We start from the raw sequence: 12767 nt of genomic DNA on the forward strand, positions 1-12767 counted from the left end.
TCTTTTACAACGTAAAATGAAGGATATAAAAGAAATTTTAAAAGAGCGAATTCTCATATTAGATGGTGCCATGGGTACGATGCTACAACGCCATAAATTTACTGAGGAAGATTTTAGGGGAGAACGTTTTAAAGATTGGGAACACCCATTACAAGGTAATAATGACTTGTTATCGTTAACACAGCCTGAGGCAATTGCTGAGGTCCACCGTAAATATTTCGCCGCAGGTGCCGATATCGTAGAGACCAATACATTCTCAGGTACGACAATTGCCATGGCAGATTATTATATGGAAGACTTGGTGTACGAGTTGAACTATGAATCTGCACGCATTGCTAAAATGGTAGCAGATGAATTCACAAAGAAAGAACCAAATAAGCCACGCTTTGTAGCTGGCAGTATCGGTCCCACGAACAAAACGGCAAGTATGTCTCCCGATGTAAATGACCCAGGGTATAGAGCAGTTTCTTTTGATGAGTTACGTATTGCGTATAAACAACAAGTAGAAGCCTTGTTAGATGGTGGGTCAGATTTATTGTTGGTAGAAACTATTTTCGATACGTTGAATGCAAAAGCAGCTTTGTTTGCTATTGAAGAAGTGAAAGAAGAACGAAATATAGATGTTCCCATAATGGTGAGTGGTACAATTACAGATGCGTCAGGTAGAACATTATCTGGCCAAACAGCAGAAGCATTTCTAATATCTATTTCTCATATTCCGATTTTATCGGTCGGGTTTAATTGTGCATTAGGTGCTAGTCAATTAGTACCACATTTAGAGGTATTATCAACTAAAAGTGAACATGCGGTTTCTGCACACCCAAATGCAGGATTACCAAATGCCTTTGGAGAATACGATGAGACTCCCGATCAAATGGCAGAGCAAATAAAAGAATACGCAGAAAAAGGACTAGTAAATATTGTAGGCGGTTGTTGTGGAACCACTCCGGAGCATATTTCGGCGATAGCTGAGGTAGTAGCTCAATATGAACCTAGAAAGTTGACGGTTTTCCAATAGAATAAGAATTATGAGTACGAACAACGAACAACGATTCCTAAAGCTTAGTGGTTTAGAACCATTGATTGTCACCCCAGAGACCAACTTCATAAACGTTGGTGAACGGACAAACGTTGCTGGTTCAAAAAAGTTTCTACGTCTTGTAAAGGAAGAGAAGTTTGAAGAGGCATTGGCAGTCGCAAGAGAGCAAGTGGAGAACGGAGCTCAGGTTATCGACATCAACATGGATGATGGGTTGATTGATGGTAAGCAGGCTATGGTCAAGTTTTTGAACTTAGTTATTGCCGAACCAGATATTTCAAGAGTTCCTATTATGATAGATAGCTCTAAATGGGAAATTATTGAGGCGGGTCTGCAAGTAGTTCAGGGTAAGTGTGTGGTAAACTCCATCAGTTTAAAAGAAGGTGAGGAGCAATTTTTGCATCACGCGAAACTGATAAAACGTTACGGAGCAGCCGTAATTGTTATGGCGTTCGATGAGGTTGGGCAGGCTGATAATTATGACCGTCGTATTGAAATAGCAAAACGTTCATACGATGTATTGGTAAACAAAGTGAATTTTGCGCCAGAAGATATCATCTTCGATTTAAATATTTTTCCTGTTGCTACAGGTATGGATGAGCATAAATTGAATGCTATCGATTTTATTGAGGCAACAAGATGGGTTCGTGAAAACCTACCGCATGCAAGTGTTAGTGGTGGTGTTAGTAATGTTTCGTTTTCGTTTAGAGGAAATAATCCGGTACGTGAGGCAATGCATTCTGTATTCTTATACCACGCTATTAAGGCGGGTATGAATATGGGAATCGTGAACCCGAGTATGTTAGAGGTTTATGATGATATCCCTAAAGATTTATTAGAGCGTGTAGAAGACGTTATTCTGAATAGAAGAGACGATGCAACCGAGCGTTTGCTTGATTTTGCAGAATCTGTAGTTGGCAAAACGAAGGAGAGTAAGATAGATTTATCATGGCGAGAAGAACCATTACAAAATAGAATTACACGTGCCTTGGTAAAAGGTATTGATCAATATATAATTGAAGATATAGAAGAAGCTAGGCAGGTTGCCAGTAAACCAATAGAGGTTATTGAAGGAAATTTAATGACCGGTATGAATGTAGTAGGTGATTTATTCGGAAGCGGAAAAATGTTCTTACCACAGGTGGTAAAATCTGCCCGTGTAATGAAAAAAGCAGTAGCATACTTATTACCATATATTGAAGAAGAAAAATTACTGAACCCACAGGAGGACGATGCAAAAGGTGCCGGTAAAATTTTAATGGCAACCGTAAAGGGTGATGTTCATGATATTGGTAAAAATATCGTGGGTGTTGTTTTGGCGTGTAATAATTATGAGATTGTAGATTTAGGGGTTATGGTACCACCTGAAAAAATTATCGCAGCTGCTATCGAGCACAATGTAGATATTATCGGACTTAGCGGATTAATTACTCCGTCGTTAGATGAAATGGTCCATTTGGCAAAGGAAATGGAGCGTAAGAAATTTAAATTCCCCCTGTTGATTGGTGGTGCTACGACGAGTAAAGCACATACTGCCGTAAAAATAGATACGCAGTACAGCGAAGCGGTAGTTCACGTAAACGATGCTTCTAGGGCGGTAACCGTTGTGGGCGATTTGCTTAAAAAAGAAACATCGCAAGGCTACAAAAAGAGTATTAAAGATGATTATGATGTGTTTAGGGAAAAGTTCTTAAATCGTTCATCGAGTAAAACATATAAGCCAATTTCTGCAGCACGTAGAAACAAGTTTAACATAGATTGGAAAACGTCTGAGATAGTTAAGCCGAATACCTTAGGCATTCAGGTAATTGATGATTTGGATTTAAATCTCTTAGTTCCGTTTATCGACTGGACTCCCTTTTTTAGAAGTTGGGAATTGCATGGTAAATACCCGGCAATATTAACTGATGATGTTGTAGGTGTTCAAGCAACTGAGTTATTTGCCGATGCACAAGAAATGCTGAATAAGATAATTTCTGAAAAGAAATTAAAAGCAAAAGGTATTTTTGGCTTGTTCCCGGCAAACTCCATCAACGATGATGATATTGATGTCACCCTGAGCGCAGTCGAAGGGCGAGATAACGAGCAGTTTACTTTCCGAACCTTACGTCAACAATTAGAGCGTAGAGAAGGTGTGGCAGATTATGCTTTGGCAGATTTTATAGCACCTAAAGAATCTGGAAAACAAGATTACATGGGTTGTTTCTGTGTATCTACAGGTTTTGGTACTGCAGAATTAGCGGCAAAATATGAAGCCGATTTAGACGATTATAATTCCATTATGGTAAAGGCTTTAGCGGATAGATTGGCAGAAGCTTTTGCAGAGTATTTGCATAAGGAAGTCCGACTTAAACACTGGGGCTATGCGGCAAATGAAGAGTTGAGCAATGAAGATTTAATTAAAGAATCGTATAAAGGTATTCGTCCTGCACCTGGTTATCCTGCTTGTCCCGATCACTTAGAGAAATTGACCATTTGGGATGTTTTAGAAGTGAAAGAGAATATCGGAGTTGAATTGACAGATAGTTTAGCCATGTGGCCAGCAGCATCTGTAAGTGGGTATTATTTTGGGAATCCGCAAGCACGTTATTTCGGATTAGGAAAAATTAAGGAAGACCAAGTTAAAGATTTTGCAGAACGAAAAGGCCTGCCATTAGAGGATGCTGAAAGATGGTTAGCACCGAATATTGTAGAATCTTAATGCGTTAGGGATTGAAGCGGCATCTTTTTCTATACTGAAGTTTTGAATTCAAGTATGAAAATTGAATAGAAAAAATACAGCTGAAAGCCCGCTTGAACGCCCAAATAATTGAAATATAAGTAATAATGCCTCATTGAGGTTTGCTCTCAAAAAGGGTAATAGTAGAATATATGAAAGTAACAGACCATATCACCAACGCAAAAGGAAAGACACTTTTTTCATTTGAAATAGTACCACCAGTAAAGGGTAAGAATATTCAAGAGTTATATAGTAATATTGACCCGTTAATGGAATTTAAACCTCCGTTTATTGATGTGACTACATCGCGTGAAGAGACGATTTATGTAAAAAAAGAAGGTCTGTTAGACAGAAAAACTACACGTATGAGACCTGGTACGGTAGGTATTTGTGCTTCTATTCAACATAAGTATGATGTTGATACGGTGCCGCATGTAATTTGTGGCGGATTCACTAAAGAAGAAACAGAATACATGTTGGTTGATTGCCACTATTTGGGCATACAAAATGTGATGGCTTTACGTGGTGATGCCCGTAGCGAACAGAAATATTTTGAAGCTACCGATGGCGGACATCCTTTTGCGATTGACTTGGTAAGACAGATTCAAAATTTGAATTGTGGGAAGTATTTGCATGAAACCATAGAAAGCGAACACTGCAGTGAATTCTGTATTGGCGTCGCTGGTTACCCAGAAAAACACTTAGAATCACCTTCATTACAATCAGATTTAAAACGATTGAAAGAAAAAGTAGATGCGGGCGCAGATTATGTAGTAACGCAAATGTTTTTCGATAATAAAAAGTATTTTGAGTTTGTAGAAGCTGCAAAAAGTATTGGAATTACGGTACCAATTATTCCGGGTATCAAGCCAATTGCAGTGAAAAGGCATATGCAATTATTGCCACAGGTATTTAGAATTGATATGCCACAAGAGTTAATTGAAGCAGTTGACGGTTGTGCTACAAATAAAGATGTACGTAAAGTAGGTATTGAATGGGCAATTCAACAATCTAAAGAGTTGAAAGCTGCTGGTGTGCCTGTGTTACACTACTATTCTATGGGGAAATCTGATAATATTAAGGCGATAGCAGAAGCACTTTTTTAGTCTTTGGGTAGCTAGATTGTCAGTTCGAGTGTTTTTATATCGTAGAGTGTCGGAGATGTAAAAATGTATCGAGAACCTTTGGAACATGAGAGCATCTCGATAAAAATTTATTCGTACCTCATAAATTCACTCGAAGTGACATTGTTACTTCTGTAATTACATAATTTGTAAGAAAGAACTTTGTACTTTGTACATGGTACTTCGTACTTATAACTATTTTTGCCCCCAATGAATTTTAAGTTTTTATCCATTTTACTGATTTCAGTAAGTTGTTGTTTCGCACAAGAATCTGGTGAGCAAAGAAAGTATACACTTGATGCTAGTCAGTTCTACGGGTCTATAATTTTGCATAATCCAGATATATCGCATTTGATTACATCGCATCCTGCGGGCGTGATTTTGAGTTATAATCGAAAAACCTATGGTTCTGAAGAATGGGAAGAGTTATATAACTATCCTGATTTCGGGTATTCTTTCATTTATCAGAATTCGAATAATAGCACACTAGGTGATAATTACGGATTGTACGCTCATTATAACTTCTATCTTTTTAAGAGAAATGTACAGCTTCGTGTTGGACAGGGTGTCTCTTATGCAACGAATCCGTATGACAAGGAAACTAATTTTAGAAATAATGCCTACGGTTCTGATGTGTTGAGTTCTACGTATTTAATGTTCAATTACCACAAAGAAAATATTATAAAAGGCTTAGGGTTTAAGGCAGGTGTTTCTATAATACATTATTCAAATGCCAACTTTAGAGCACCCAATACCTCAACCAATACATTGGCTTTTAATGCAGGTGTTGTCTATGATTTAGATGGAGGTAAAGAAATAGAATATATACATCGCGAAAAAGAAAAAGTGACTGAGCCGTTGCGTTACAATTTTGCTTTAAGAACAGGTGTAAATGAGAGTGATGTCATTGATTCTGGTCAGTATGGTTTTGTTGTACTTTCTGCCTATGCTGATAAAAGAGTAGGTCGAAAAAGTGCATTACAATTTGGGGTAGATGCGTATTTTTCGAATTTTTTAAAAGAGTTGATTAGATATCAAAGTATTGCTTTTCCAGAAAACGGAGTCGCTGCAGATGACGATTATAAAAGAGTGGGTGTTTTTGCTGGGCATGAGTTGTTCATAAATCGAACGTCGGTAGTTTCGCAGTTCGGATATTATGTGTATTATCCTTTTGATTTTGAGGGGCGAACTTATTTACGTGTGGGGCTGAAGCGTTATTTTGGAGATAAAATATATGGTGCTGTTACCTTAAAATCTCACGGTGCAAAAGCAGAGGCTGTAGAATTCGGAATAGGAATAAGATTGTAGAAATATGATGTTAGAAAATAGAAATCAGAAAATAGACTTTAAAGGAAGAGGTATTGGTAGAAAGCTTTTTGCCATGTCCGCCATTCTCGTCTTGTTACTATCGTTTATTTCTTGCGATTCGGAAAATGCTTCAGATTGTTTTCAAGAAACAGGTGATATCATAAGAGAAGAGGTTTTGGTTGCGGAATTCACTTCCATAACAGCTTTTGAAAATGTAGCCTTGGTCATTAAACAAGGAGATACACAAAAGGTAGAAATCGAAACAGGAGAAAATCTGCGCAATGAAGTAGCTGCTGTTGTTGTAGACGGTAGATTATTACTTACCGATACCAATGAATGTAATTATGTACGCGATTATGGAACCACAGTAGTTTATGTAACCACTCCTAATTTAACCAGTATTCGTAGTAGTACCGGTTTTCCTATTCAAAGTGATGGAGTGCTGACTTTTGAGAGTTTAAGCCTGCTATCGGAAAGTTTTACAGATCCAGAGGCAGAAACCACAGATGGTGAATTTAATTTAGAATTAGATGTTACCAGTTTAAGCATTACAAGTAACGGAATTTCTTATTTCAAGTTAAAAGGTAGCGCAGAAAGTTTCAATATTAGTATCGCTGCAGGTGACTCTAGAGTAGAAACTCAAGATTTGATAACTCAACGTGTAAATGTGAAGCATAGAGGTTCGAATGATTTATTGGTGAATCCGCAAGAGAGTTTAACCGGAATTTTGAGAGGTACGGGAGACTTGCAAAGTTATAACCGACCACCCACAGTTGCCGTTGAAGAATTGTATAACGGTCGTTTGATCTTTGTAGAATGAACCCGATACTCAAATATCTAAAAAACGTATTTGCTGCTAAACGCGTTCTGGCAGATGACAGTCAGTTAATTGGATTGGTAAAAGCAGATTATTTACTTCAAGAATTAATTAAACACGATAAAGCTCCCGGTATTGCAATTACCGTTTTAAAAGATGGGAAAACTATCTTTCAAAAAGGATACGGTTATGCCGATTTGGAACAAAAACAATTCATTGATCCAAGAAAATCTATTTGCAGAGTAGCTAGTGTTTCGAAACCTATCGCTGCGACAGCATTGGCTTATATGGTGCAAGATGGTCTTATAGATTTAGATGAATCTTTCTACACATATTTGCCAGATTACCCCAAGAAAGAATGGGATTTTACCATTCGTCAATTAGCTAGTCACACAGCAGGTATTAGAGTGTATAAGGGCAAGGAATACGGATTGAATGAACCTTTGTCTATAAAAGAAGGTTTAGATATATTTAAAAATGACCCTTTGGTTTATGAACCGGGTACAGAGTATTTATATACTAGTTTTGATTGGGTAATGATTTCTGCGGCAATGCAAGAAGCAAGCGGAATTCCGTTTGAAGAATATGTACAAGAGAAAGTCCTAAATCCTTTAGGAATGTTGAATACCTATTGTCCCGAATGTCATTACGAGTCCGGCTCACAGAACAGTAATCAAAAACTTGATGGTCCTGAGGTAAATGATATTTCTACATCTGAAGTACAAAACCAGATTGCTACATTTTATACAAAGGGTATATCAGGATTTAGAAAGGCGATACTTGTCGATAATTTTTACAAATTAGCAGGTGGCGGTTACTTATCTACTTCCGAGGATATAGCAAAATTTGGACAAGCATTTTTAGATAAGAAAGTTGATATCGAACAAACCCTTTTGAATCAATTTTTAACTGCTCAGCAAGTTAGTGGAAATTCTACCTACTACGGATTAGGTTGGCAAGTTAGTGAAGATGCAAAAGGCAGAAAGTTCTTTGGACATGTTGGTAACGGAGTAGGAGGTTATGCTAATTTCTTTGTCTACCCTAAAGAGCAACTTGTTTTTTCAATTTTAGTAAACTGTACCGACCCTAAAATACAGACGGAATTAGATGCTGTAATCAATGGCTTTTTTGACGAGGTTGATTCTTAATGATTTAATGTTTTATAAGTTTTAAAGAAAGGGTATATTAGTCTCGCTAACCATTGAGATTATAATACAGAATGAGCTTACCAACAGAAAGCACCCCGGTTGTAGAAAATAAAAAGAACATAAAATGGCTTCAACAACTTAAAGAAGAAAGTTGGGAAGCAGAATTGCTAGTCTCTGCAATTGCCATTTTTGGTACGTTTCAGTTATTTGGTTTTATAGAGTGGGTTACTAATAAATTAATAGACTTATTGCCTATTGAACAGCATATTTATGGTTACATAATAACTATTATAGGGTTGTTGGCTATTAGTGTTCTAGTGTCCATGTTTGTTATTCATTTTATTTTGCGAGCTTATTGGATTGGTTTGGTAGGCTTGAATTCAGTTTTTCCAGATTATAGTATTGAGGATAGTGCATATTCTAAAATTTATACAGAGAAGATTTTGGCTATACTGCCAAAGCAAGAAGATACTATACAGAAAGTAGATGAATTATGCAGTGTGATTTTTTCTGTGGCATTCACTATTCTTTTAATCTATTCATATATGTCTTTGTTTTTAAGTATTTACATGTTGATATATAATTTATTATTAGATTATGTACCAAGTTCTATACTTTTAATACCTCTTTTTCTAATCTTTGGCCTTGTTGTATTTCAAACGATTTTTGGTATTGTAGGAAATTTGAAAAAGTTCAAAAACAATGTTGGTGTTCAAACATGGATGTTCAAAGTTGTTAGATTGGTGTCAATGATTACTTACGGTCCTTTATATCGTAATTTACTTCAGGTGACTATGGTATTTGGGTCTAATTTCAAAAAGAAAAAATCATTAGTTTATCTTGTATTAATGTTTTTTGCATCAGGTATGTTTTTAACTTTTGTTAAAATTACTGACACGAATATTTTTCATTTAGTATTCCCAAAAGATCATGATGTTAGTCTTATGTATTTAAGTTATTACAGTGATCAAAATTCTGATGAATCGTTTTTGTTGACTCCTCAAATACAATCAGATATTATTGAAGATAATACCGTTAAATTATTTATTCCAGTGTTTCATCATGAACGTAATTATCAAAAAAATAGTTGCGGTGAATTTAATGATGACGAAAGTTTAAGTAGTGATGAAAATAGGGCGAATAGTCGTAAATATCATCTAGACTGCTATGATAAATACCATAGTATTAAGTTAAATGGTAAAGTTGTCAATATTGATTTTCTCAAAAAAGATCATGCCGTATCTGAGCAATTTGGTATTGTAGGTTTTATAGATAAAGAGTTCTTGCAGAAAGGTGAGAATACTTTAGTGGTAACAAAAAAGCTAGGCGATGTAAAAGAGTTTACGTGGACTATTCCCTTTTATTACCAGCCCAATACAGGTTCAAAGTAAAAAGTAGTTTTGTTGGTCAAATTATTGTTTGATTCAATTTTTAACACAAAACCTTCGCTTTTTGAGATAGAAATTGATTTTTTTAAAAAAATAAAAAGGAAAACAACCATTTTTAAATATAATTACTACATTAGCCAAAGTTTACAAGCACAATGACAAAACAATATTTCTGGAACGGTTTTTATTTTTACTTCTTTTTTAAGAGAGGTGCGGGACTGTTGTAGTATATTTTAAATATAAAATAGAATCTAAGTTCCGATATATATCGGAACTTTTTTTTTGTTCAAAAATTAAAATTACTCTAAGCGTAGTCGAAGGGTTTTGCAGTAAGTTGAAATGTGAATTATGAGTTTAAAAATAGCCATACAGGGAATTAAAGGAAGTAACCATCATCAGGTAGCAAAAGATTATTTTGGTGATGATATCGAGTTGGTAGAATGTCTTTCTTTCGATGCTTTGGTTGACAAGTTATTGTCTAATGAAGCGGATCAAGGGGTTATGGCTATCGAGAATAGCATTGCGGGTTCGATAATACCGAATTACGCATTGGTGAATCATAATAACTTGAATATTATAGGTGAGTATTACTTAAATATCCATCATAATTTAATGATGTTGAAGGGGCAGAAAATTGAAGATATAACAGAGGTCAGTTCTCACCCAATGGCATTGTTGCAGTGTAAAGAATATTTTAGACAATATCCGCATATAAAACTGGTAGAAGATGTAGATACTGCCGAGACAGCAAAGCGCATACAAGAGCAAAAGTTAAAGCATGTAGCGGCTATTGCACCAAATGTTGCAGCAGAATTATATGGTTTGGACATCGTAGCGAACGACATACAGACGATACAAAATAACGCTACTCGTTTTATCATTGTAAAGACAAAAAACAATGTGTTGCCAGAGGCTGATATTACAAAGGCTTCACTAAGGTTCATAACCGACCATAAAAGGGGGAGTTTAGCAGCTGTGCTTAATGTTATGAGCGATTGTAGATTGAATTTGACAAAAATACAGTCGTTACCAGTAATTGAAACACCATGGAAATATGCATTTTTTGTGGATGTTACTTTTACTGATTATGCAGATTTTACTAAGGCTAAAAGTCTATTGAACATCATGGCAGAAGACTTTAAAGTTTTGGGTGAATATAAAAATGTAAGACAATGATACGTACTGCCGACAGGTTAAATACCATACAGGAATACTACTTCTCAAAAAAGCTGAGAGAGGTACGCGGCTTAATGGCGCAAGGTAAACCAATCATAAATATGGGTATTGGTAGTCCGGATCTAACTCCGTCTCAAGAAGTATTGAATGCAATACAGAGCGCGGTATTAGAAAGCGGTGCGCATCAATATCAAAGTTATCAAGGGTTACCTCAGTTAAGAGGTGCAATTGCTAATTTTTACAAGAAGAGGTTTAATGTTGATGCCGATCCTGAGTCTGAGATTTTACCATTAATGGGCTCAAAAGAAGGTATAATGCATATTAGCCTTTCTTTTTTGAATGAAGGCGATGAGGTTTTAATTCCTAATCCGGGATACCCAACATACACTTCAGTTACTAATTTGGTGGGCGCAGTGCCTACATACTATGACTTGACTGAAGAAAATGGCTGGTTTCCAGATTTAGAAGCATTGGCAAAACAAGATTTATCTAAGGTAAAGATCATGTGGTTGAGTTACCCACATATGCCAACAGGTGCTTCGGCAACTAAAGAGCAGTTTGTGAAAATAGTCGACTTTGCAAAGCAGCATGATATTCTGTTAGTAAACGACAATCCGTACAGTTTTGTTTTAAATAACGAACCGGCGAGTATTTTGAGTATACCGAATGCAAAAGAGGTGTGTTTAGAGTTGAATTCTTTGAGCAAAACCTTTAACATGGCCGGTTGGCGCGTAGGTTTTGTATTAGGTAGCGAAGAGCATATTAATGCTATTTTAAAGGTAAAGAGCAATATGGACTCTGGTATGTTCTACGGAATTCAAAAAGGAGCCATAGCAGCATTAGAAAGTACCGATGAATGGTTCGAGAACTTGAATGCCGTATATAGTGAACGTAGAGAGTTGATCTTTGAATTGGCAGACACGCTTGGGTGTACATATGATAGAAATGCCGTTGGCTTGTTTGTATGGGCAAAATTACCAGAAGGCAGTGTGTCATCAGAAGAATTTATAGATAATGTATTATATACAAAAGATTTGTTCATTACCCCAGGTACTATATTTGGTAGTAATGGTGAAGGCTATATTCGCTTTTCGCTTTGTATAACAAAAGACAAAATAAAAGAAGCAATTAAAAGATTTAATTAATAAAAAGTAACAACTAAAGCGCAGCTTTAATAATGAATGTATTTGTAATAGGTATCGGTTTAATAGGAGGTTCTTTAGCGAAAGACATAAAGTCGGCAGTCGACAATGTTACTGTTTATGGCATAGAATCTAATGAAGCAAATTTAGCTGAGGCATTGTCTTTGGGTATAATCGATAAGACGGCAACCTATCAAGACTTACAATTAGCAGACATGGTCATTGTTAGTATACCTGTTGATGTTATGGTTACAGAGCTTCCGGTAATATTAGATGCTGTTCATGAAGACTGTGTAGTTTTTGATGTAGGATCGACCAAATCTTTAATCTGCAAGGTTTTAGAGAATCATCCGAAGAGAAGAAACTTTTTAGCTTGTCACCCAATTGCAGGAACAGAGTTTTCTGGTCCGTCAGCAGCGATAACTAATTTGTTCAAAGACAAAACGAATATTATTTGCGAGGTAGAGTTAACTGCATTTAAGCTTCAAGAAATCGCTTTGAAAGTTTTTCAAGCAATTGGTATGAGAATACGATATATGAACCCTGTGGCTCATGATAAGCACATTGCTTATGTTTCTCATTTATCGCACATAAGTGCATTTATGTTGGGTAAGACAGTAATAGAGAAAGAGAAGAACGAGCGCGATATTTTTGATATGGCGGGTAGTGGGTTTAGAAGTACCGTACGTTTGGCAAAGAGTTCGCCAGCCATGTGGACACCAATTTTTAGACAGAATAAAGAGAATGTAGTCGAGACATTAGAAGAGTACATTCAAAATCTTATGGCATTTAAAGAAATGTTACAGAAAGATGATTACGAGGGCATTTATAATGAAATGAACAATACGAATAAGATTAAAGGAATATTAAAAAGAAATACCGTTAAACAAGAAATAGAATAAGTAA

Annotated in this window: 10 protein-coding genes; all 10 read left to right on the forward strand. The window is 36.1% G+C overall.

Annotated elements, in window-relative coordinates; all coding sequences use genetic code 11:
- Positions 1-16 precede the first annotated feature (16 nt).
- The 10 genes from QSV08_RS20465 to QSV08_RS20510 all read left to right on the forward strand — a co-directional run bounded on the left by QSV08_RS20465 (position 17) and on the right by QSV08_RS20510 (position 12763).
- Positions 17-1018: a homocysteine S-methyltransferase family protein gene (locus tag QSV08_RS20465; RefSeq protein ID WP_324025537.1), complete on the forward strand. Its 1002-nt coding sequence runs from the start codon at positions 17-19 to the stop codon at positions 1016-1018.
- 10 nt (positions 1019-1028) lie between these two features.
- Complete coding sequence (metH, locus tag QSV08_RS20470; protein WP_324025538.1) at positions 1029-3740, forward strand: methionine synthase; 2712 nt, start codon at positions 1029-1031, stop codon at positions 3738-3740.
- A gap of 170 nt (positions 3741-3910) precedes the next feature.
- The gene (gene metF / locus QSV08_RS20475; RefSeq protein ID WP_324025539.1) at positions 3911-4864 is read left to right on the forward strand and encodes a methylenetetrahydrofolate reductase [NAD(P)H]; all 954 of its coding nucleotides are present in this window, start codon (positions 3911-3913) and stop codon (positions 4862-4864) included.
- A 228-nt stretch (positions 4865-5092) separates the two neighbouring features.
- Positions 5093-6190 carry an acyloxyacyl hydrolase gene (locus QSV08_RS20480; protein WP_324025540.1) on the forward strand — a complete coding sequence of 366 codons (1098 nt, stop codon included), beginning with the start codon at positions 5093-5095 and terminating at the stop codon, positions 6188-6190.
- A gap of 4 nt (positions 6191-6194) precedes the next feature.
- On the forward strand, positions 6195-7010 hold the full coding sequence (locus QSV08_RS20485) for a head GIN domain-containing protein (protein ID WP_324025541.1): 816 nt from the start codon (positions 6195-6197) through the stop codon (positions 7008-7010).
- Complete coding sequence (locus QSV08_RS20490; protein ID WP_324025542.1) at positions 7007-8155, forward strand: serine hydrolase domain-containing protein; 1149 nt, start codon at positions 7007-7009, stop codon at positions 8153-8155. Before QSV08_RS20485 ends, QSV08_RS20490 begins: the two co-directional genes overlap by 4 nt.
- 71 nt (positions 8156-8226) lie before the next feature.
- Positions 8227-9546, forward strand: coding sequence for a hypothetical protein (locus tag QSV08_RS20495; protein WP_324025543.1), 1320 nt, complete (start codon positions 8227-8229; stop codon positions 9544-9546).
- Between the two features lie 345 nt (positions 9547-9891).
- Positions 9892-10719 carry a prephenate dehydratase gene (locus QSV08_RS20500; protein ID WP_324025544.1) on the forward strand — a complete coding sequence of 276 codons (828 nt, stop codon included), beginning with the start codon at positions 9892-9894 and terminating at the stop codon, positions 10717-10719.
- On the forward strand, positions 10716-11864 hold the full coding sequence (locus QSV08_RS20505) for a pyridoxal phosphate-dependent aminotransferase (protein ID WP_324025545.1): 1149 nt from the start codon (positions 10716-10718) through the stop codon (positions 11862-11864). Before QSV08_RS20500 ends, QSV08_RS20505 begins: the two co-directional genes overlap by 4 nt.
- 32 nt (positions 11865-11896) lie before the next feature.
- Entirely contained in the window at positions 11897-12763 is an 867-nt protein-coding gene (locus QSV08_RS20510; RefSeq protein WP_324025546.1) for a prephenate dehydrogenase, read from the forward strand.
- Positions 12764-12767 lie beyond the last annotated feature (4 nt).

It is taken from the genome of Maribacter sp. BPC-D8, from assembly GCF_035207705.1.
Taxonomy (GTDB): domain Bacteria; phylum Bacteroidota; class Bacteroidia; order Flavobacteriales; family Flavobacteriaceae; genus Maribacter.